18 protein-coding genes are annotated in these 19821 nt (G+C 74.6%); 10 read left to right on the top strand and 8 right to left on the bottom strand.

Translation table 11 applies throughout. The features are described from left to right. Positions 1–31: 31 nt before the first annotated feature. Both E4U91_RS15295 and E4U91_RS15290 read left to right on the top strand, forming a co-directional pair. Positions 32–406 (top strand): type II toxin-antitoxin system RelE/ParE family toxin, encoded by a 375-nt coding sequence (locus tag E4U91_RS15295; protein ID WP_137307383.1) that lies wholly within the window; start codon positions 32–34, stop codon positions 404–406. Continuing rightward, positions 403–738 (top strand): helix-turn-helix domain-containing protein, encoded by a 336-nt coding sequence (locus E4U91_RS15290; protein WP_137307382.1) that lies wholly within the window; start codon positions 403–405, stop codon positions 736–738. Before E4U91_RS15295 ends, E4U91_RS15290 begins: the two co-directional genes overlap by 4 nt. Positions 739–795: 57 nt before the next feature. Here E4U91_RS15290 and E4U91_RS15285 read toward each other — a convergent pair whose 3' ends face one another. The 3 genes from E4U91_RS15285 to E4U91_RS15275 form a co-directional block, all read right to left on the bottom strand. Further along, the gene (locus E4U91_RS15285) at positions 796–1509 is read right to left on the bottom strand and encodes a pyridoxine/pyridoxamine 5'-phosphate oxidase (RefSeq protein WP_137307381.1); all 714 of its coding nucleotides are present in this window, start codon (positions 1507–1509) and stop codon (positions 796–798) included. A gap of 33 nt (positions 1510–1542) precedes the next feature. Beyond that, positions 1543–1968, bottom strand: a complete 426-nt coding sequence (locus E4U91_RS15280; protein ID WP_137307380.1) for a pyridoxamine 5'-phosphate oxidase family protein — start codon at positions 1966–1968, stop codon at positions 1543–1545. Between the two features lie 224 nt (positions 1969–2192). Next, positions 2193–2855 carry a LysE family translocator gene (locus E4U91_RS15275; protein WP_137307379.1) on the bottom strand — a complete coding sequence of 221 codons (663 nt, stop codon included), beginning with the start codon at positions 2853–2855 and terminating at the stop codon, positions 2193–2195. An 82-nt stretch (positions 2856–2937) separates the two neighbouring features. On the opposite strand from E4U91_RS15275, the gene E4U91_RS15270 reads away from it, so the two are divergent. Continuing rightward, the gene (locus tag E4U91_RS15270; RefSeq protein WP_137307378.1) at positions 2938–3405 is read left to right on the top strand and encodes an Lrp/AsnC family transcriptional regulator; all 468 of its coding nucleotides are present in this window, start codon (positions 2938–2940) and stop codon (positions 3403–3405) included. 124 nt (positions 3406–3529) lie between these two features. Here the strand turns inward: E4U91_RS15270 and E4U91_RS15265 are convergent, their stop codons facing one another. After that, the gene (locus tag E4U91_RS15265; RefSeq protein ID WP_137310830.1) at positions 3530–4165 is read right to left on the bottom strand and encodes a TetR family transcriptional regulator; all 636 of its coding nucleotides are present in this window, start codon (positions 4163–4165) and stop codon (positions 3530–3532) included. 133 nt (positions 4166–4298) lie between these two features. Here E4U91_RS15265 and kbpA point away from each other — a divergent pair, with 133 nt between their 5' ends. The 3 genes from kbpA (at position 4299) to E4U91_RS15245 (ending at position 8288) form a co-directional block, all read left to right on the top strand. Then, a complete protein-coding gene (gene kbpA, locus E4U91_RS15260; protein ID WP_137307377.1) occupies positions 4299–5021 on the top strand; it encodes an AfsK-binding protein KbpA in 723 nt (240 codons plus the stop codon). 195 nt (positions 5022–5216) lie between these two features. Continuing rightward, entirely contained in the window at positions 5217–7574 is a 2358-nt protein-coding gene (gene afsK / locus E4U91_RS15250) for a protein serine/threonine kinase AfsK (protein ID WP_137307376.1), read from the top strand. A gap of 174 nt (positions 7575–7748) precedes the next feature. After that, on the top strand, positions 7749–8288 hold the full coding sequence (locus E4U91_RS15245; protein ID WP_137307375.1) for a hypothetical protein: 540 nt from the start codon (positions 7749–7751) through the stop codon (positions 8286–8288). A gap of 87 nt (positions 8289–8375) precedes the next feature. On the opposite strand, the gene afsS is transcribed toward E4U91_RS15245, so the two are convergent. The 3 genes from afsS to E4U91_RS15225 all read right to left on the bottom strand — a co-directional run bounded on the left by afsS (position 8376) and on the right by E4U91_RS15225 (position 12868). Next, complete coding sequence (gene afsS, locus E4U91_RS15240; RefSeq protein WP_137307374.1) at positions 8376–8564, bottom strand: regulatory protein AfsS; 189 nt, start codon at positions 8562–8564, stop codon at positions 8376–8378. A 196-nt stretch (positions 8565–8760) separates the two neighbouring features. Further along, positions 8761–11721 (bottom strand): SARP-family global regulator AfsR, encoded by a 2961-nt coding sequence (afsR, locus tag E4U91_RS15235; protein WP_137307373.1) that lies wholly within the window; start codon positions 11719–11721, stop codon positions 8761–8763. A gap of 214 nt (positions 11722–11935) precedes the next feature. Continuing rightward, the gene (locus E4U91_RS15225; RefSeq protein ID WP_137307372.1) at positions 11936–12868 is read right to left on the bottom strand and encodes an oxidoreductase; all 933 of its coding nucleotides are present in this window, start codon (positions 12866–12868) and stop codon (positions 11936–11938) included. Between the two features lie 111 nt (positions 12869–12979). Here E4U91_RS15225 and E4U91_RS15220 point away from each other — a divergent pair, with 111 nt between their 5' ends. After that, positions 12980–13588, top strand: coding sequence for a TetR/AcrR family transcriptional regulator (locus E4U91_RS15220; protein ID WP_137307371.1), 609 nt, complete (start codon positions 12980–12982; stop codon positions 13586–13588). A gap of 114 nt (positions 13589–13702) precedes the next feature. Beyond that, complete coding sequence (locus E4U91_RS15215) at positions 13703–14521, top strand: endonuclease/exonuclease/phosphatase family protein (protein ID WP_137307370.1); 819 nt, start codon at positions 13703–13705, stop codon at positions 14519–14521. Positions 14522–14528: 7 nt separating this feature from the next. On the opposite strand, the gene E4U91_RS15210 is transcribed toward E4U91_RS15215, so the two are convergent. Next, the gene (locus E4U91_RS15210; protein ID WP_137307369.1) at positions 14529–16034 is read right to left on the bottom strand and encodes a CehA/McbA family metallohydrolase; all 1506 of its coding nucleotides are present in this window, start codon (positions 16032–16034) and stop codon (positions 14529–14531) included. Positions 16035–16207: 173 nt separating this feature from the next. On the opposite strand from E4U91_RS15210, the gene E4U91_RS15205 reads away from it, so the two are divergent. Both E4U91_RS15205 and E4U91_RS15200 read left to right on the top strand, forming a co-directional pair. Further along, positions 16208–17053: an LLM class F420-dependent oxidoreductase gene (locus E4U91_RS15205; RefSeq protein WP_137307368.1), complete on the top strand. Its 846-nt coding sequence runs from the start codon at positions 16208–16210 to the stop codon at positions 17051–17053. A 138-nt stretch (positions 17054–17191) separates the two neighbouring features. Next, entirely contained in the window at positions 17192–19777 is a 2586-nt protein-coding gene (locus E4U91_RS15200; RefSeq protein WP_137307367.1) for a bifunctional FO biosynthesis protein CofGH, read from the top strand. Positions 19778–19821: the final 44 nt, after the last annotated feature.

Genomic DNA, 19821 nt, shown 5'->3' with positions numbered 1-19821 from the left:
GGCGCACGGGACACCGGCATACGTTCGCCCGGTGACCAACCTCTATGTGATCGAGCTCGAGCCAGAGGTGCGCGCCTGGTTGGAGGGCTTGTCACCGCAGCACTACCGGCAGGTGGAGGAGAAGGCCGGCCTTCTGGCCCAGTCTCCGACGACCCTGGGCGAGCCGCATTCTCGTAACCTGGGGGAGGGAGTGCGTGAGCTGCGCTTCGTTCTGGGTGGCACCGCGACGCGCGTGACGTACTGGCTGGCGCCCGGTCGGCGGATTGTGCTGCTCACCGTCTTCCGGAAGACGAGGATGAGAGAAGAGGCTGAGGTCAAGCGCGCCCAGTCGGCGAAGCACGTGTGTGAGGGCGAGCACGGGCCCGCCCACGACGAGTTCACTCGTGAGTTCCGGGAGGACATGTGAGCCACACCCGCTGGAAGCTGTCGCGGGACCGCAGGAGTGGCGTGGGCCGCGAGCCTGCGGAGGTCGTCGCCGAACGGGAGCAGATCCGGTTGGCGCTCGCCCTGGGGCAACTCGTGTACGACCGCCGTGTCGCGCTCGACCTCACTCAGGCGGCGCTCGCGGAGCGGCTGGGCATGACGGTGGACGACGTGGAGGCGGTCGAACTCGGCGGCATGCTTCCCCTCACCGCGGATCTCCTCGTCCGGCTCGCGACCGCCCTGGGCGTCACGGTCGACCTCCACGTGGTCGCCGACGGGCAGCCCACGGTCGTGTTCGCGGAGCACGCCGCCTGATCGACGTCGGTCCGTGTGTGGGCGGGGGCGGCGGCACCGCGCCCGCCTCGGCTCCCCTCACGGCCACAACAACCCCCGCTGCCAAGGTCCCCCCTCCTCCCGCCAGTAGCGCAGGCGTACGTGGCGGCGGTGTTCCTCGCCCTGGAAGAACTCCACCTCCTCCGGGGTGAGGCGGTACAGGGTCCAGGTCGGGGACTCGGTCTCCGGGTGGGTGCGGGCGCGGTCCCAGGCGGCCTCCGACGCGGTGCGCAGGTCGTCCAGGGAGGCCAGGGGCTCGCTCTGGCGGCCGGTGAGGGCCGCGGCCAGGGCTCCGGTGGAGCGGGCGTGCAGGTCGGAGCGGGCCTCGGCGGCCGGGGCCGCGGTGACCGGGCCCCGCACCCGCACCTGGCGGCCGAGCGCCGGCCAGTAGAAGACCAGCGCCGCGTACGGGCGGGCCGCCAGGTGCCCGCCCTTCCGGCTCGTGCGGTGGGTGGCGAAGGACCAGCCCCGCTCGTCCGCGCCGTGCAGCATCACGATCCGCACGTCGGGCCGCCCCTCCTCGTCCGCCGTCGCCAGGGACACGGCGTGCGGCTCCCGCTCACCCGCCGCCACGACCTCCGCGAACCACGCCGTGAACAGCGCCGACGGCTCCCCGGGGACCGCCCCCACGTCGAACGCCGGCAGGCTCGTCACCCCGGGCGCCCACACGCGCAGCGACCTCAGCAGGTCGTCCAGGTCCCGGTCCCCGGCCGTGCCGTCCGTGATGTCGCCGATCCCGCCGTCCTCAGCCATGCCCCCATGGTCACACCCGGGGCACGGCCCCGCTCACACCTGTCCCAGGTCCGAGGACACCCACCGCTCCGGGCGCAGGTGCACCACCACCTGCTCGCCGTGGTTCTTCCAGGCGAACTCCACGTACCCGTCCACCTTGTCCGCCGGCAGGTAGCGCGCCGACATCTGCCGCAGGTCCTCGATGGTCGCCGGGTCCGTCCGCAGCACCGGGCCCTCCACCGACACGTACCGGATCGTCGGCTCCAGCCGGTCCACCATCAGCGAGAACCGCCCCGCCGCCTGGATGCGCCCGTACTTGCGCGAATCCCGGCCCGTCAGGATCCACACGTCGCCGCCGGGCTCGTACCCGTACCAGATCGGCACCGTCAGCGGTCCGCGCCCCATCCCGCCGTCGACCGCCAGCGCCGCGACGTGCGGCTCCGCCAGGAACGCCTCTCGCTCTTCGCGGGTCAAAGCCATCTCGTTCTCCTCCAGGGGGTTCGTCGAGCGGTCGTCGGCCGTGCGCACCCACAGGCCTGGACGTCCGTGCGCGTCCGTGCGCGTCCTGGGGCAACGCCGCCCACTCCGACGCCCCTTCCCCCGCGCCCCGCCGGCCGATCGGTCCCGGCCACGCACCACCGCCCCGGACGAGCGGAACCACCCACCCGCCCGGCATCCCCCCGTACGGCACCCGTCCGTGATCCTCACAGCGCGTGCTGCACCAGCAGCAACGTCCCGATGCCGAGCATCGCCGCCCCGGACGTGCGGGTCACCGCCCGCGCCGCCGCCGGACGGGCGCCCAGCACCGCGCGGGCCAGGACGCCGACCGTGGCGTACACGGCGGCACAGCACGCCATGTGCAGCAGCCCGAGGACGGCCGTCTGCGCGGCCACCGGCAGGTGACCCCCGCCCCCGCCACCCCCGCTCCGCGCACCCCCGGTCACCAGGAACTGCGGCAGCACCGACAGGTACAGCAGCAGCCCCTTCGGGTTCAGCCCGCTGATCGCCGCCCCGCGCAGGAACACCCGGCCCCCGCTCTCGCCGGGCAGCGCGCCGGGGCCGGACCCGCCGGGCTCCCCGGACGGCACCCCCGGCCGCCGCAGCACGCTCCAGCCCAGCCACACCAGGTACCCGGCCCCCGCCACCGTCAGCGCCGTGAGCAGCGCCGGCGAGCCCGCCACCAGGACCGCGAGCCCCGCGACGGCCAGCGCGGTGTGCACGGCGTACCCGGAGACCAGGCCGCCCACCGCGGCCGGCACCGAACGGCCCCGTACGCCCGCCGCGATCGTGTACGCCCAGTCGGCGCCCGGCACGCACACCAGCAGCAGGTCGAGGGCGAGGAAGGAGAGGAGGGTGGTGCTGTCCATGGAGGTGACATTAGGCGCGAAGGCTCCGAAAGTGCTTCCGAAGTTTGCCCGTAGACCCCCTGTTCGAGGCAGGATTTCCCCCATGGACGACGTGGACCGGAAAATCCTTGCCGAGCTGCAGCAGGACGGGCGGCTGACCGTGACCGAACTGGCCGCACGGGTGCGGCTGAGCGTCTCGCCCTGCCACCGGCGGCTGCGGGAGCTGGAGCGGTCCGGTGCGATCAGCGGGTACCGGGCGGTGGTGGAGCCGGCGGCCGTCGGGCTGACCTTCGAGGCGCTGGTCTTCGTGTCGATGCGGCAGGAGGACCGGGACACGGTCGCCGAGTTCGAGACCGCGCTGGCCGGCATCCCGCACGTGCTGGAGGCGGAGCGGCTGTTCGGCGAGCCGGACTACCTGCTGCGGGTGGCGACCGCCGACCTCGCGGCCTTCCAGCGCCTGTACGACGAGCGGCTGGCCACCCTTCCGGGCGTACAGCGGCTGACCTCCACACTGGTCATGAAGCACGTGGTCAAGGGCCGGCCCTTCCCGGCGGAGCGCACCGGGGCGTGACGGGGGCGGCGGGACGGCCGGGGGAGACGGCGAGCGGCGGCCCACTCGTGTGGACCGCCGCTCGTCGGACAGGACTTGGGGTCCGGGACGACCGTCCCGGGAAGGGGCGCGTGCGCGCCCGGGATTACCTCGTCGGCTTCTTGCCGGTGACGCCCAGGTGCACCAACAGGGCGAGGTTCGGCCGCAGTTCGGGCGGCTTGACGCCCCAGGCCGAGAAGCCCTTCTGGTGCGAGGCGACCGACGCGAGCATCGTGACCAGCGAACCGGCGATCGCGGCCGGGTTCACTTCCTTGTCGACCCTGCCCTTGGCCTGCAACTCGGCGACCGCGTCGGCCAGGGAGGAGTTCACCGAGTTCAGGATCTTCATGCGGAGCTTGTAGAAGCGCTTGTCGCCCTCGGCGGCACCGAGGTCCACCACGCGCAGGATCGCGTCGTGCTTGCGCCAGAACTCCAGGAATCCGTCGACGAGTTCCTGCGCGGTCTGCCACCCGGCCTTGCCGGCCCAGGACCGGCCCTCCAGCAGCCCGGCCAACGCCGCGCCCTCGGAGGCCATTTGGTCGGCGATCTCCAGGACGGCGCCCTCGACGTCCGGGAAGTACTGGTAGAAGGTCGCGGGCGAAGTGCCGGCCTTCCGGGCGACGTCGATGACCTTGACGTCCCGGTAGGGGGAGGAGCTGAGCATCTCGCTGAGGCAGTCGAGCAGCTTCTGCCGGGTCGCCTGCCCACGCCGGCCGGCCACGCGGCCGTCGACGGTACGCACTTGTCCTGTCATGCCGTCAGCTTACCGAGGGGTGATCGGAGCGCGATTCGGCCGACTGCAAATGGGGTGCGGGGGCCGGCGGCGGCGCTTGCGCTGGTCTGCGCGGTGCGCCCGCCGCCGTTACGTTGGGCGCATGGCCGAAAACAGGGCATCGGTGTACGGAGAGGGCGTCCCCTGCTGGGTGGACGCCCAGCTTCCCGACGTGGACGCGGGCAAGCGGTTCTACGGTGAGCTCTTCGGGTGGTCCTTCGAGGACGCCCACGGCGGCTCCGTGTGGGCCCGCCTCGACGGGGAGCCCGTGGCCGCGCTCGCCCGCAAGGCGGACGGCCGCATGCCCACCGTGTGGACGGTGTACTTCGCGGCCCCCGACGTGACGGCCACCGCCCGCCGGATCGACGCGGCCGGCGGCCAGGTCGTCGCGGCCCCCTTCCCGGTCGGCGAGCTGGGCGCCGCCGCGCTGGTCACCGACCCCGAGGGCGCCGTCTTCGGGCTGTGGCAGGCCGGCCGCCACCCCGGCTTCGGCACCCGGCACCGGCCCGGCACCTTCGCCTGGGCGCAGCTGTACGCCCGGGACACCGAGCGGGCCAACGGCTTCTACGGCGGCCTCTTCCACGACGCCCTGTTCGGGCCGGACGCCGAGCCGGACTTCGGCCGCGCCCCGGTCACCGACGTCTTCCCCGCGCAGATGCCGCCGCACTTCGTCGTCCACTTCGGCGTCGAGGACTGCGAGGCGGCGCTCGGCACGGTCGGCCGGCTCGGCGGGCGGGTGCAGTCGGGGCCCTTCACCGCCTCCTACGGCACGGTCGCCGTCGTCACCGACGACCAGGGGGCGTCGTTCGCCCTGCTGGAGCGGTGACGGTGTCGGTGTCCCTGTCGGGCGCATTGCCCCGGTAAGGGCGGTGACACCCCGTTTTTCCACGGGTTCGCAACCGGTGCCCCGGCCAGGAAGAATCGGGGTGCGTGCCGCCGCGGCGGTGCGGTGGTGAGACGCTGCACTTCGGTCGCGTACACATAGTGGGTGACGCGGCTCGTACGGGGAGGTGGCAGGCAAGTGGTGGATCAGCTGACGCAGCACGATCCGCGGCGGATCGGGCCGTTCGAGGTGCTGGGACGGCTGGGGGCCGGCGGCATGGGGCTGGTCTATCTCGCGCGCTCGGCGTCCGGCCGGCGGGTGGCGATCAAGACGGTCCGCACCGAGCTGGCCGAGGACCAGCTCTTCCGGGTGCGCTTCACGCGCGAGGTGGAGGCCGCCCGGGCGGTCTCCGGCTTCTACACGGCGGCCGTCGTCGACGCCGACCCCCGGGCCGCCGTGCCGTGGCTGGCCACCGCGTACGTCCCCGCGCCCTCCCTCGAGGAGATAGTGAACGACTGCGGCCCGCTGCCGGCCCAGGCGGTGCGCTGGCTCGCGGCGGGCGTCGCCGAGGCGCTCCAGTCCATCCACGGCGCCGGGCTGGTCCACCGCGACCTCAAGCCCTCCAACGTGCTGGTGGTGGAGGACGGACCCCGGGTGATCGACTTCGGCATCGCCTCCGGTGTGTCGAACACCCGTCTGACGATGACGAACGTCGCCGTCGGCACCCCCGCCTACATGTCCCCGGAGCAGGCCAAGGACTCCCGCAGCGTGACCGGCGCGAGCGACGTGTTCTCGCTCGGCTCGATGCTGGTCTTCGCCGCCACCGGGCACCCGCCCTTCCACGGCGCCAACCCGGTCGAGACGGTCTTCATGCTGCTGCGCGAGGGCCCCGACCTGGAGGGCCTGCCGCAGGAGCTGCGCCCGCTCATCGAGTCCTGCATGCAGATGGACCCCACGGCCCGGCCCAACCCGGCCGACCTCCAGGCCCAGCTCGCCCCGCACCTGTTCGGCTCCGGCTCCGACGACAGCGGTACGGCGTCGGCGTGGCTGCCCGAGAAGGCCGTCACCCTGATCGAGACCCGCCGCGGCGGCCGCCCGGCCGTCAAGCCCGCCCCCACCGCGGGCCGCAGCGGCGGCGGCCACCGCCCGGCGGTCCCGCCCCCTCCCTCGCACGACCCGGTCGTCCCGGCGCCGCACGTCCCGGTGCCCGTCGGCGCCCCCGACACCGGCCCCGTCCGGCTGGCCGGCGCGGCCGTGCCGATCGGCCCCGGCCCGCGCGTCGCCGACCTGCGCGCCACGGCCGCCGTCAAGGCGCCGGTGCCCGACCCCGGCCTGGTCGCCACCTGGACCCGCCCGCGCCCCGGCGTCAACGGCGCCGACTCCGCCGTGGGGCCCGCCGTGCCGGCCGCGCCCCCGGAGACCAACGCGGGCTGGCGCCCCTGGCGGTTCCGGATGTCCAACGACGTGTGGGGCACCCCGGCCGTCGCCGACGACCTGGTCTACGTCACCTCCTTCGAGGTGCACGCCCTGGACGTGGCCACCGGCAGGCGCCGCTTCAAGACCCGCGACGTGGCCTGGTCGATGGCGGTCGCGGACGGCCGGGTCCACGCCTCGGACGGACCCACGCTGTTCGCGCTGGACGCCCGCGACGGGCGGGACCTGTGGCGCCTGCAGACCGACGCCTGGGTGTACGCCCTCCAGGCCGACCGGGGCACCCTCGTCACCGGCACCCGCGGCGGCGGGGTCCAGGCCTGGGAGGCGTCCGGCGGCCAGAAGCTGTGGGAGATCACCGGCTGCCAGACCGACTTCGAGTCCCCCGAGGCGGGGCCGGCCCTGCACGACGGCACGGTCTACGTCTGGCAGGACGCCCGGCTGCGCGCCCTGGACGCCCGCAGCGGCGAAGAGCGCTGGTCGTACCCCATCGGCGACACCGCCTCCTGCGGCGGCGTCCCGGTGCGCGTGACCCCGGCCCCGGACGGCTGCGTCTACGTCAGCGCCGGCACCCGCGTGCTCGCCGTGGACGCGGCGGGCGGCAGGGTGCGCTGGCACTTCGAGGCCCCGGCGGTCTTCCTGTCCCCGCCCGCCTTCGTGCCCGGACCGGCCGTCACCGGCGGCGGGGTCTACCTCGCCGACTACCTCGGCACCGTCTACGCCCTCGACGCCACCGACGGCCGCGACCGCTGGCGCATCGCGACGGAGGCCCGCTCCTCCGTCGAGCCGGTGCTCGTCGCCGCCGGCCACGTCCACGTGGGCAGCGGCAAGGGCCTGTACACCCTGGACGCGGTCACCGGCACGCCCAAGTGGCGCTTCCAGTCGGGCGGCGACATCGTGGGATCCCCGGCCGTCGCCGAGGGCCGCATCCACTTCGGCTCCACCGACCACCTGCTGTACACCCTGAAGGCCGACGACGGCCGGCTGCGCTGGAAGCTCGCCACCGGCGGCGAGATCACCGGCTCGCCGGTCGTCAGGGACGGGGTGGTGTACGCGTGCAGCAAGGACCGGTGCGTGTACGCGCTGGACGCGGAGAAGGGCACCGGGACGGCGCGCGGCGCCTGACGCACTCCGGAGGGGGGACGGCCGTCGCACCGGGCGCACGGAAGGGGTCCGGACGACGACCGTCGCTGCGGGGGAGCGGCGGGCGGGCCGCCCTCCTCCCAGACGCTACGCCGGGTACGGGCCGGTCGCCACGCGGTGACATGACCGTGACAGTGCCTGCCTAGGCTGGGGTGCATGGAGCGACGGGGGCACACACTCAGACTCACCGCGGTGGCGGCACTGGTCGTCCTGGCCCTCACGGGCTTCTCCACCAGCCGCGGCCACGGCAGCCACCACCACGGCGGCGGGGGCGGCGGGTGCAGCAGCTCGCACCAGGACCACGACAGCTCGTCCACCGGCGGCACGACCGGGTCGCGCTACCGCGACTACGACGATGACGACGACGCCTACGACAGCTCGTCCACCGGTGGCAGTTCCAGCAGCTCGTCCCAGTCGGCGGGCACCCTCCGGGACGCCGACGTCGAACTCGTCGACTGCGCCACGGAGGCGATGCCGTACGCCACCGTCCGGGTCACCAACCCCAACGGCCGGGCTGGTTACTTCACCGCGACGGTCGACTTCCTCGACGCCCGCTCGGAGCGGGTGGAGCGGCGCTCCGCCGCCGAGTTCGTCGGCGCGCACGACACGGTGACGGTCCAGGTGGACCTGTCCGGTCCCGGTGCGGCGGCCCGGGTCGACCACTGCCTGGCCGGGCGGCACGCCACGGCCGGCTGACGCCCGCGACCCGTCCGGTCCCGGACGCACCACGGCCGCGGTGGCTCCCCCTCGGCGCCACCGCGGCCGTTCCCCCCTCGATGAGGTCTACTTGCCGCCGAGGTCCAGGGCCGGCGGGGCCGGCGCGTGGTTGTCCATCGTGGTGATGGCCGTGTCGGCGGACGGCGCGGGCGCCTGGCTGTCGAGGGCGACGACCGGGCCGTCCTTCGGCGGCGCGGGCGCGTGGTTGTCCAGGGTGACGATCTCCTCGCCCTGGATCTTCTTGTCTTCGCTCATGAGCCCTCCCCGGGTCCCGTGGATCTGTAGGGCCCTTGCCCGGCAGCTCCCCCGAGGGCTGCCGGACAAGGGCCGTGCGGGGGCTCACCCTATGCGGCTGAGCCCCGGCGACCCGTCTGCCCCCCGACGCGACGGATCGGTGCGCCGAGCATGACAGCGCGTCATAAACGTTCGATGAACGCCCCGTCGGCCACCGTCAGACGGCCGGGGCGGGGGCCAGGAGCCCGCGCACGTCGTCGGCCTCGGGGGCGCCGACCTGCTCGTAGAGGGCGAGCGCCTCCCGCCAGCAGGCCCGGGCCCGGTCGGCCTGGCCGAGCGCCTCCAGACAACGCCCGAGCGCCGTCAGCACGTTGGCCCGCATGCGGTCACCGCCGATGCACCCGATGGCGAGGGCCTGTTCGGCGTGCTGGGCCGCCTTGGCGGGCTGCCGCCCGGCGAAGTGGGCCTGCGCGATGCGGAAGTGGGTGGTCCCCTCCCACAGGCGCTGGCGGTCCGTGCGGAACATCTCCAGGGCGCCGGTCAGTTCGGCCAGCGCGTCCGCCGTCCGCCCGGCCTCCGTGAGGGCCAGGCCCAGCGCGTAGCGGGCGTTGGCCAGCCTGAGGGTGAGCCCGAGGCGGTCGTAGAGGTCGATGCCCTGCTGGGCCAGGGCGATGGCCTGCGACGTGCGGCCCAGGGCGAGGTGCACGCGGGACAGGTTGCACAGGGCGCTCGCCTCCAGCGGGAGGTTGCCGTCGGCCCGCGAGCCCTCGATGGCCGAGAGCAGGTGGCCCTCGGCGTCCTCGTTGCGGCCCTGGATCAGGGCGATGATGCCCCGGTCGTTGCTGGCCCAGTACAGCGGGATGAGGTCGCCGACGGAGCCCGCGAGGGCCACGGCGTGGCAGGCCTCGTCCTCGGCGTCGTCGTAGCGGCCCGCCACCAGGTGCACGTTGGTCAGTGCCGTCCGGGCCCGGCCCTCCGCGCGCCGGTCGCCGGCCGTGGCCGCGGCGTCCCGGGCGGCCAGGGCGGCGGACTCGTACTGCTTGGAGTTGGCGCCCGACTCGCTCAGGTCCTTCGCGGCCCACAGCAGGTCCACGCCGCGGCGCAGCCGGCCGCCGGTGAGGGCCTGGCGGGCGCACGACAGCAGGCAGTTGGCCTCGGAGTAGAGCCAGTCCAGGGCCCGCTGGCGGTCGGTGAAGGTGAGACCGGGGTGGCGGGTCGGCTCCAGGTGGTCCACCAGCCGGTCCCCGGGCCGCTCCAGCGCGAACACCCCGGCCGCCGTGGCCAGGTAGAAGTCCAGCAGCCGCGAAAGCGCCGACTCCCGTTCGGTGGGCGGCCATTCGTCCCGTTCCGCGCAGGCACGCGCGTAGAGGCGGACCAGGTCGTGGAAGCGGTAGCGGCCGGGGGCCGCCGACTCCAGGAGGGACGTGTCGACCAGGGACTCCAGCAGGTCCTCGGTGTCGGGCAGCGGCAGGTCCAGGACCGCCGCGGCCGCCGCGAGCGAGATGTCCGGGCCGTCCGCAAGGCCCAGCAGGCGGAACGCGCGGGCCTGGGCCGGCTCCAGCTGGCCGTAGCCGAGCTCGAACGTGGCCTTGACCGCCAGGTCCCCGGCCTGGAGCTCGTCCAGCCGGCGGCGCTCGTCGGCGAGCTTGGCCGCGAGCACCGACACGGTCCAGGTGCGCCGCGCCGCGAGCCGGGACGCCGCGATGCGGATCGCCAGGGGCAGGAAGCCGCACGCCGCCACGACGTCCAGCGCCGCCTCCCGCTCCGAGGCGACCCGCTCCTCACCCACGATCCGGGTGAACAGCGCCAGCGCCTCCTCCGGGGACATCACGTCCAGGTCGACCAGGTGCGCGCCCGCCAGGTCCAGCATCCGCACCCGGGACGTCACCAGCGCCGCGCAGCCCGCGGTCCCCGGCAGCAGCGGTCTGACCTGGGCCGCGTCCTTGGCGTTGTCCAGCAGCACCAGGACCCGCCGGCCGTCGAGCAGTGAGCGGTACAGCGCCGCCCGCTCCTGGAGCGAGTCGGGGATCGCCGAGTCCGCCGTGCCGAGCGCCCGCAGGAACGCGCCGAGCACCGTCTCCGGCTCGGACGCCCGCTGGCCCGCGCCCTGGAGGTCGACGTACAACTGGCCGTCGGGGAAGGCCGACCGGGCCTGGTGGGCGACGTGCACCGCCAGCGTCGTCTTGCCCACGCCGCCGATGCCGGCGAGCGCGGAGACGGCCATGACGCTGCCCTCGTCGCCGGAGGCCGCCGCCAGGACCTCGCCGAGCTCCTTCACGAACGCCGAGCGCCCCGTGAAGTCGGGGACCGTCGCCGGGAGTTGCGCGGGCCGGACGCGGAGCCCGCCCGGGTCGGCCGCGGGCGCCGCCTCGGACAGACCGGGGTCCGCCCGCAGGATCCGCTCCTGCAGTTCGCGCAGGTCCGGCCGCGGGTCCACGCCCAGTTCCTCGGCCAGCAGGCGCCGGGTGTCGGCGTACACGGCGAGCGCCTCGCCCTGCCGGCCACTGCGGTACAGCGCGAGCATCAGCAGCTCGCGCAGCCGTTCCCGCAGCGGGTGCGCGGCGGTCAGCGCGGTCAGCTCGGAGACCGCCTCGGCGTGGCAGCCCTGCTCCAGGTCCAGGTCGAGCCGCGACTCCAGCAGCCCGAGCCGCCACTCCTCCAGGCGCACCCGCTGGGCCTGCGCGTAGGGCCCGGGCACCCCGGCCAGGGCCTCGCCGTCCCACAGCTCCAGCGCCCGGTTCAGCGCCTCGCGCGCCCGCCCCGGCTCCCCGGCCGCCCGCGCCTTCTCCGCCTCGGCCACCAGCCGGTGCGCCCGCGCCAGGTCCAGCGCGCCGTCGGGCAGGCCGCGGATGGCGTAGCCGCCGGACTCGCTGACCAGCACGCCCGCGTCCAGGACCTTGCGCAGCCGCGAGGCGTACGTGCGGACCGCGGCCAGCGCCTGCTGCGGCGGCTCCTCGCCCCACAGCGCGTCGATCAGCTCGCCGGCCGTCGCGGTACGGCCCTCACGGAGCAACAGCGCGGCCAGCAGGGCGCGTTGCTGCGGAGAGCCGGTGGGCAGGGGCTCCTCGCCCCGCCAGGCGCGCACCGGGCCGAGCACGCCGAAGCGCGGGGCCGCCGCGGACGCGGGACGCCGCTGCTCCGGCACGCGCGCGTCACGCGGTACACGGTGGTCGTCCATCGGATCCCCCTCGGCGTCCTGACTATCGGGGTCAGTTTGCCCTGTCCATGCCGGAAACGGCAGTCGGGCGAGACGCCGATCACAGGCCGACCCGGGCCGACGCCCGGACACCTGACGGGAGTTCACACATCCGTCACAGCCTCTCCGCACGGCCGCGCCCGCCGGGCGGCGGGCGGTGGCCGGTCCCGCGGGGCGGGGGAGGGGGGCCGTGGGGTCAGGCGTCCGCCGCCACGGCGAGCCGCGGGAAGGTCACACCGGTCAGCTCCTCGGAGACGGTCCACAGCCGGCGGGCGGCGACCGGGTCGGAGGCGTTGCGGGAGCGGCCGACCAGGGTGGGCGCGCCGCGCATCTCGAAGGCGCCGTCGGGCCCGGTGTAGCTCGCGCCCGGCAGGTCCTGCACGGCGGCGTACAGGGTGGGCAGCGCGCCGGCCGCCTCGTCCTGGGCGAGGAACCGGTTGCCCGCCCGCATCGCCAGGCGGCGCAGGAGGCTGGCGTCGTGCCCCTGGAGGTTGGTGGCCGCCCAGCCGGGGTGGGCGGCGAGCGCCCGCACGGGGGAGCCCTCGGCGGTGAGGCGGCGCTGGAGTTCCAGGGTGAAGAGCAGGTTGGCGAGCTTGGACTGGCTGTAGGCGGCCATGGGCCGGTAGGCGCCGGCCAGGTCGAGGTTGTCGAAGTGGATGCGCGGGGAGCCGGGCATCCGGTGCGCGCCGGACGACACCGTCACCACGCGGTCCGTGACGTGCGGCAGGAGGAGGTTGGTGAGGGCGAAGTGCCCGAGGTGGTTGGTGCCGAACTGCATCTCGAAGCCGTCCTTGGTGCGGGCCTCGGGGATGTTCATGACGCCGGCGTTGTTGATCAGCAGGTCCAGGCCGCCGTGCCAGGCGGCGGCGAAGGCGCGCACGGAGGAGAGGTCGGCCAGGTCGAGCCGGCGGACCTCCACGCTGCCGTCGACGCGCAGGGCGGCGGCCTCCCCGCGGCGCGGGTCGCGGACGGCGAGGACGACGTGGGCGCCCGCGCGGGCCAGGGCCTGGGCGGCGGCGAGGCCGATGCCGCTGTTGCCGCCGGTGACGACGGCGGTGCGGCCGGTCTGGTCGGGGATGTCCTGGGCGGTCCAGGGACGGGCTGCGGTCTGGGGCGTGTGAGTGGCCATGGCCCCAATGTAGGCGGTGACCACAATGTAGGCAACGCCCACAATGTAAATGCTGACCACAATGTCGGCACTGATCACATGGTCGTCCGCCGCCGCCACTAAGCTGGGCCCATGACGAGCCGCCGCCCCTACCACCACGGAGACCTGCGCGCCGAGCTGCTCTCCCGCGCCGAGGAGACCCTGCGCGAACGCGGGGCGGGCGCGCTGTCGCTGCGGGAGCTGGCCCGTGACATCGGCGTCAGCCCGGCCGCGCCCAGCCGGCACTTCCGCACCAAGCAGGCCCTCCTGGACGCGCTCGCGCTGACCGGGTTCGAGCGGCTCGCGGACGTCATCGCGGCCTCGCAGCGGGACGCCGGCGCCTCGTTCCCCGAACGGCTGGACGCCGCGGCCCGCGCCTACGTCGACTTCGCCATGACCAACGCCGCGCTCCTGGACCTGATGTTCTCGGTCAAGCACAGCGCCGACGCGGCCGAGGTCCTCGGCGGCGCCGTGCACCGCTGGTCCGACCTGCTCCTGGGAGTGATCGCCGAGGGCCAGCGCGAGGGCGAGGTCCGCGCGGGCCCGATGGAGCGGGTCGCCCTCCCCGTCTTCGCCGCCCTGCACGGCTACGCCGGCCTCGCCGTCAGCGGTTTCCTCCCCCCGGAGGCCATGACGGACGGCCTCACCGACGTGATCGCCTCCACCCTGCGCGGCTGCGCTCCCGACCCGGCCCAGGGCTGAGCCCCCGCCCCCGGCGAAGATCCCGGACGCTCCCGCACGGCCCGGCCGGGCACCCGGGGCGGACAGTTGGTTGAATGTGGTCCGACAGGGCGCGGCGAGAGCGGGTGGCTTGGGATGCGGGTCGTGACGTGGAACCTGTGGTGGCGCTTCGGCCCGTGGCAGGAGCGCCAGAAGGCGATCCTCGCGGTGCTGCGCGAACTGCGGCCCGACGTGGTCGGCCTGCAGGAGGTGTGGGCCGCCGACGGGGAGAACCTCGCCGCCTGGCTGGCCGACGAACTGGGCCTGCACTGCGCCTGGGCGCCCTCACCGGCCCCCGAGCGCTGGCGCCGCCGCATCGGCGACCCCGGGGTGGACATCGGCAACGCCGTCCTCAGCCGCTGGCCCGTCACCGAGCAGCGGGTGCTGCGCCTGCCGGCCCCGGACGACCTCGACGACGGCCGCCTCGCGCTCTACGCCCGGCTCGCCGCCCCCGGCCACGACGTGCCGTTCTTCACCACCCACCTGACCTCCGCGCTGCACGCCTCGGCGGTGCGCTGCGACCAGGTCAGGGCGCTCGGGGAGTTCGTCCACGAGCACCGCGGCGACACCCCGTTCCCGGCCGTCGTCACCGGCGACTTCAACGCCTGGCCCGACTCCGACGAGGTCCGTCTGCACGGCGGCTACAAGACCGCGCCCGCCGTGCCGGGCCAGGTCCTGATCGACGCCTGGGAGTACGCCGACCCGACGGCGCCCGCCGCGACCTGGGACCCGGCCAACCCGTACACCGCGAGCCTGCTCAAGCGCGGGGTGCGCATCGACTACGTCCACGTCGGCCCGCCCGGCCCGGACGGACTGGGCGACGTCCGGGCGGTGCGGCGCGCGGGCGACGGCCCCGTGGAGGGCGTGTGGCCCTCCGACCACGCGGCGGTCGTCGCGGACCTCGCCGACGTGTGAGCCCTCGTCAGTCACGGCCCAGGAACACGGGGTTGGTGAACGCCACCAGCGGGCCCGGCACCACCGGGTCCGTCGCCGCACGGCGGACCTCGGCGCGCACGTAGGCCGCGTACGCCGGGGTCGTCCGCCACTCGACGGTGCCCGTGCCCGAGGCGGGCAGCGGACCGCCGGTGAACAGGACGCCCTGGTCGGTGACCAGGCGCACGGTGCCGCCCGGGGCGCCGGACACCTCCAGGCGCACGGTGACCGGGGTGTCCCGGCCGACCGCGAGGCGCTCGCCGATCCCGGCGTGCTCACCGCGTCCGCCGCTCACGCCGAGGACCAGCGAGACGTCCTTCGATTCGGCGACGTAGGACCGCCCGGCGCGGATGCCCGCGAGGACCGCCTCCCGGGTCAGGTCGTCGGCGAGGACCACGGTCTGCGGCAGCCCGACCACGTCCGGGTCGCGGTGGGCGTCGCTGCTGCCCATCGCCGGGAGCCAGCCGCGCCCGTCCCGCACCGCCGCCACCAGCGTGGCGTCCCAGGAGGCCAGGGCCACCTCGTCGTCGGGCGTCCACGGGCCGTTCCACACCTCCACCGCGTCGGCCTCGCCGAAGCCGAACTTCCAGGCGCAGCCGATGCAGGTGGCGTGCGGGTGCGCCGGGACGACCAGGCCGCCGGCCCGCCGGATCCGCCGCGCGAACCGGCCGAAGCGGTCGTCGCGGGCCCGGTAGCGCCAGTCGACGAAGGTGCCCGGGTCGGTGCCGAGGGCGACCACGTGACCGGTGCGGGTGGTGACCTCCTCGCCGAGCAGCACGAGCAGGTCGTCCCCGGCGACGTCCGCCCAATGGGCGTGCCCGGACATCGTGTTGTGCTCTGAGGTGTTGATGAAGTCCAGCCCCGCGGCCCGCGCCAGCGCCCCGATGGCGGCGGGCGTACGACGCCCGTCGGAGTGGGTGGAGTGCAGGTGGCAGTCGCCCCGGTACCAGGCCCGCCCCCGCCCCCGGGCCCGCTCCGGCGGGTACACCGGGCGCACGGCGGCGCCGGGTTCGCCGTAGGTGAGCGTGACGGTGAGCTCGTACGCCAGCCCCTGCGGGGCCACGGTGTACGGGCCGAGGGCGACGTGCCAAGTGCCGGGCCGCACCGGTCCCGGGAGGTAGCCGGGGGTGGCGTCGTCGGCGCGGACGAAGAACTCGCTCCGCGCCCCGCCCGACCAGCCGCGGAAGCCCCGGCCGCCGAGGCCGGTGCCGCGCTCGTCGAACAGGCCGATGTCGAGGGCGTTGCCGGCGGTGCCGGCCGGTACGGCGGGCCGGTCGTAGGTGTACGACACCCGCAGCTCCCGCACGCCCCGAGGCACTTCCACCGGCACGTACACGAAGTCGGGGGAGCCGGTGGGGAGCGTGCCCCGCACGGTCCTCGTCTCCCGGTCCGGGCCGTCGGCGGCGGCGAAGCCCGCCCCCGCCACCGTGACCGCGGCGGCGGCCCCCGTCACGAACAGCCCACGCCTGCCGATGTCCCGAGCGTCCTCGCACATGCCCGCCAGTCTCGCGGACCGACGTGAACTCCCGTGAGCCACAAGGGAATCGGCGCAAGACGAGAAACGCGGCCGCAGGGATGCCGACCGGTCGGTATGGACAGACGCCCCCCTCGCCGGTACAGATGAACCCGACAGGCAGGCCACCGAGGGCCCACGAAAGGCAGAGCCGCATGCGCATCGCCGTCACGATCTTCCTCACCGACGAGACGATCACCCCCGTCCGCCTCGCCCGTGAGCTGGAGCAGCGCGGGTTCGCCGGGCTGTACCTGCCCGAGCACACCCACATCCCGGTCGAGCGCACCACGCCCTACCCGGCGGGTGGCGACCTGCCCCGCGAGTACGGCCGCACCCTCGACCCCTTCGTCGCCCTGGGCCAGGCCGCCGCCGTCACCGAACGGCTCGGCCTGGGCACCGGCATCACCCTGGTCGCCCAGCACGACCCGATCGACCTCGCCAAGCAGATCGCCACGCTGGACCACCTCTCCGGCGGCCGGTTCACCCTCGGCCTCGGCTTCGGCTGGAACGTCGAGGAGGCCGACGACCACGGCGTGCGGTGGCGCACGCGCCGCGAGCTGGTCCGGGACCGGATGGCCCTCATGCGCGCCCTGTGGTCCGAGGAACCCGCCGCCCACCAGGGCGAGTTCGGCTCGGTTCGGGCCTCCTTCGCCCACCCCAAGCCCGTACAGCAGCCCCGCGGCCCGGTGACCGGCCCGCGCACCCTGGTCGGCGGCGCGGCGGGCCCCAAGCTGTTCGCGCACATCGCCGAGTACGCCGACGGCTGGCTCCCGATCGGCGGCCGCGGCCTCACCGAGTCGGTCCCGCGCCTGCGCGCGGCCTGGACGGAGGCGGGCCGCGACCCGTCCACCCTCCAGATCGTCCCGTACGCGGTCACCCCCACCCCCGGCAAACTCACCCACTACGCGGACCTGGGCATCGAGGAGACCGTCATCCAACTCCCGCCGACGGAAGAGACAGAGGTCCTGCACAAGCTGGACGAGTACGCGCAGTACCTGTAGACGGACGTGCAGGGCAGCCCCCTCAGGGGCGCGGGGAACTGCGCAAAGAACGACGACGGCCGGCACCCGACGACGCACCCCCACCCCACCACCCCCGTACCCGGCTGACCCCCGCGGAGCTCTCCGTATGCTCGAAGGATGACGACACCCGCGACCCCCGGACCCGGCCCCACCGAGAACTCCCTGCGTCGCGCCCTCAAACGTGCCCGGGACGGCGTCGCCCTCGACGTCTCCGAGGCCGCCGTCCTGCTCCGGGCCCGCGGTGAGCACCTGGAGGACCTGGCCGCGTCCGCCGCCCGCGTCCGCGACGCGGGCCTGGACGCGGCCGGCCGGCCGGGCGTCATCACCTACTCCAAGAGCGTGTTCGTCCCGCTCACCCGGCTGTGCCGGGACAAGTGCCACTACTGCACGTTCGTCACCGTCCCCGGCAAGCTGCGCCGCGCCGGGCACGGCATGTTCCTGTCCCCGGACGAGGTGCTGGACATCGCCCGCAAGGGCGCCGCCCTCGGCTGCAAGGAAGCCCTCATCACCCTCGGCGACAAGCCCGAGGACCGCTGGCCCGAGGCGCGCGAGTGGCTGGACGCGCACGGCTACGACGACACCATCGCCTACGTCCGCGCCATCTCGATCCGCATCCTGGAGGAGACGGGCCTGCTGCCCCACCTCAACCCGGGTGTGCTGAGCTGGACGGACTTCCAGCGGCTCAAGCCGGTCGCGCCGTCGATGGGCATGATGCTGGAGACCACGGCCACCCGCCTGTGGTCCGAGCCCGGCGGCCCCCACCACGGCTCCCCGGACAAGGAACCCGCCGTACGGCTGCGGGTGCTGGAGGACGCGGGCCGTTCCTCGGTCCCCTTCACCTCGGGCCTGCTGATCGGCATCGGCGAGACCCACGAGGAGCGCGCGGAGTCGCTGTTCGCGCTGCGCAAGGTCGCCCGTGCCCACCACGGCATCCAGGAGCTGATCATCCAGAACTTCCGCGCCAAGCCGGACACGGCGATGCGCGGGATGCCGGACGCCGAACTGGACGAACTGGTCGCCACGGTCGCGGTGGCCCGGCACATCATGGGCCCGAGCGCCTGCCTGCAAGCCCCGCCGAACCTGGTCGACGGCGAGTACGGGCGGCTGATCGGCGCGGGCATCGACGACTGGGGCGGGGTGTCCCCGCTGACCATCGACCACGTCAACCCCGAGCGCCCCTGGCCGCAGATCGAGGAGCTCACCGAGCGCTCCCGCGCGGCCGGCTTCGAGCTGCGCGAACGGCTGTGCGTGTACCCGGAGTTCGTGCGGCGCGGCGAGCCCTGGCTGGACCCGCGGCTGCTGCCGCACGTGCGGGCGCTCGCCGACCCTGCGACCGGACTCGCCCGGGAGGACGCCGTCGTGGAGGGCCGTCCGTGGCAGGAGCCGGAGGAGGTCTTCACCCCCACCGGCCGCACCGACCTCCACACGTCCATCGACACCGAGGGCCGCACCTCCGACCGGCGCGACGACTTCGACGAGGTGTACGGCGACTGGGACGCGCTGCGCGAGGCGGCCGCGCCCGGGATGGTCCCCGAGCGCATCGACACCGACGTGCGCCAGGCCCTGGCGACCGCGGCCGACGACCCGACGAAGCTCACCGACGCCGAGGCGCTGGCGCTGCTGCACGCCGACGGCCCGGCCCTCGACGCCCTGGCCCGGATCGCCGACGACGTCCGCCGGTCGGCCGTCGGGGACGACGTGACGTACATCGTCACCCGGAACATCAACTTCACCAACGTCTGCTACACCGGCTGCCGTTTCTGCGCCTTCGCACAGCGCCGCACCGACGCCGACGCCTACACGCTGTCGCTGGAGCAGGTCGCCGACCGCGCCCAGCAGGCCTGGGACGTGGGCGCGGTGGAGGTGTGCATGCAGGGCGGCATCCACCCCGACCTGCCCGGCACGGCGTACTTCGACATCGCCAGGGCGGTCAAGGAGCGCGTCCCCGGGATGCACGTGCACGCCTTCTCGCCGATGGAGGTGGTCAACGGCGCGACCCGCACCGGCCTGTCGATCCGCGAGTGGCTGACCGCCGCCCAGGAGGCCGGCCTGGACACCATCCCCGGCACGGCGGCGGAGATCCTCGACGACGAGGTCCGCTGGGTCCTCACCAAGGGCAAGCTGCCGGCGGCCACCTGGATCGAGGTGGTGGAGACGGCGCACGAGCTGGGCATCCGCTCGTCGTCGACGATGATGTACGGCCACGTCGACCAGCCCCGCCACTGGCTCGGCCACCTGCGCACCCTCGCCGCCCTCCAGCAGCGCACCGGCGGTTTCACGGAGTTCGTGACGCTGCCGTTCATCCACACCAACGCGCCGGTGTACCTGGCCGGCATCGCCCGCCCGGGCCCGTCGATGCGCGACAACCGGGCGGTCACGGCGATGGCCCGGCTGCTGCTGCACCCGTGGATCCCCAACATCCAGACGAGCTGGGTGAAGCTGGGCACCGAGGGCGCCGCGGAGATGCTGCGCTCGGGCGCGAACGACCTGGGCGGCACGCTGATGGAGGAGACGATCTCCCGCATGGCGGGCTCCTCCTACGGCTCCTACAAGTCGGTCAAGGACCTGATCGCGGTCGCCGAGGCGGCGGGCCGCCCGGCCCGGCCCCGCACGACGGTGTACGGGGAGGTGCCCGAGGAGCGCGTGCGGGCGGCCGAGGCGTCCGACGGCCACCTGCCGGACCTGTTGCCGGTCCTGGACTGAGTACGATGATCCGACCCCCGGCATCGGGGGCTGGAGACTGAGGA

This window comes from Streptomyces lasalocidi (genome assembly GCF_005280215.1).
In the GTDB taxonomy this organism is placed as follows: domain Bacteria; phylum Actinomycetota; class Actinomycetes; order Streptomycetales; family Streptomycetaceae; genus Streptomyces; species Streptomyces longwoodensis.
Note: the sequence above shows the minus strand (reverse complement) of the source record. Positions and strands in the feature narration are given on the sequence as shown.

What these genes read in the sequence shown, in the direction of transcription:
- afsR (WP_137307373.1), bottom strand. Translation starts at nt 11,721, where the DNA reads ATGGACGACCACCGTGTACCGCGTGACGCGCGCGTGCCGGAGCAGCGG.
- E4U91_RS15245 (WP_137307375.1), top strand. Translation starts at nt 7,749, where the DNA reads ATGGAGCGACGGGGGCACACACTCAGACTCACCGCGGTGGCGGCACTG.
- E4U91_RS15280 (WP_137307380.1), bottom strand. Translation starts at nt 1,968, where the DNA reads ATGGCTTTGACCCGCGAAGAGCGAGAGGCGTTCCTGGCGGAGCCGCAC.
- E4U91_RS15285 (WP_137307381.1), bottom strand. Translation starts at nt 1,509, where the DNA reads ATGGCTGAGGACGGCGGGATCGGCGACATCACGGACGGCACGGCCGGG.
- E4U91_RS15215 (WP_137307370.1), top strand. Translation starts at nt 13,703, where the DNA reads ATGCGGGTCGTGACGTGGAACCTGTGGTGGCGCTTCGGCCCGTGGCAG.
- E4U91_RS15275 (WP_137307379.1), bottom strand. Translation starts at nt 2,855, where the DNA reads ATGGACAGCACCACCCTCCTCTCCTTCCTCGCCCTCGACCTGCTGCTG.
- E4U91_RS15210 (WP_137307369.1), bottom strand. Translation starts at nt 16,034, where the DNA reads ATGTGCGAGGACGCTCGGGACATCGGCAGGCGTGGGCTGTTCGTGACG.
- E4U91_RS15200 (WP_137307367.1), top strand. Translation starts at nt 17,192, where the DNA reads ATGACGACACCCGCGACCCCCGGACCCGGCCCCACCGAGAACTCCCTG.
- kbpA (WP_137307377.1), top strand. Translation starts at nt 4,299, where the DNA reads ATGGCCGAAAACAGGGCATCGGTGTACGGAGAGGGCGTCCCCTGCTGG.
- E4U91_RS15270 (WP_137307378.1), top strand. Translation starts at nt 2,938, where the DNA reads ATGGACGACGTGGACCGGAAAATCCTTGCCGAGCTGCAGCAGGACGGG.
- afsS (WP_137307374.1), bottom strand. Translation starts at nt 8,564, where the DNA reads ATGAGCGAAGACAAGAAGATCCAGGGCGAGGAGATCGTCACCCTGGAC.
- E4U91_RS15205 (WP_137307368.1), top strand. Translation starts at nt 16,208, where the DNA reads ATGCGCATCGCCGTCACGATCTTCCTCACCGACGAGACGATCACCCCC.
- E4U91_RS15225 (WP_137307372.1), bottom strand. Translation starts at nt 12,868, where the DNA reads ATGGCCACTCACACGCCCCAGACCGCAGCCCGTCCCTGGACCGCCCAG.
- E4U91_RS15220 (WP_137307371.1), top strand. Translation starts at nt 12,980, where the DNA reads ATGACGAGCCGCCGCCCCTACCACCACGGAGACCTGCGCGCCGAGCTG.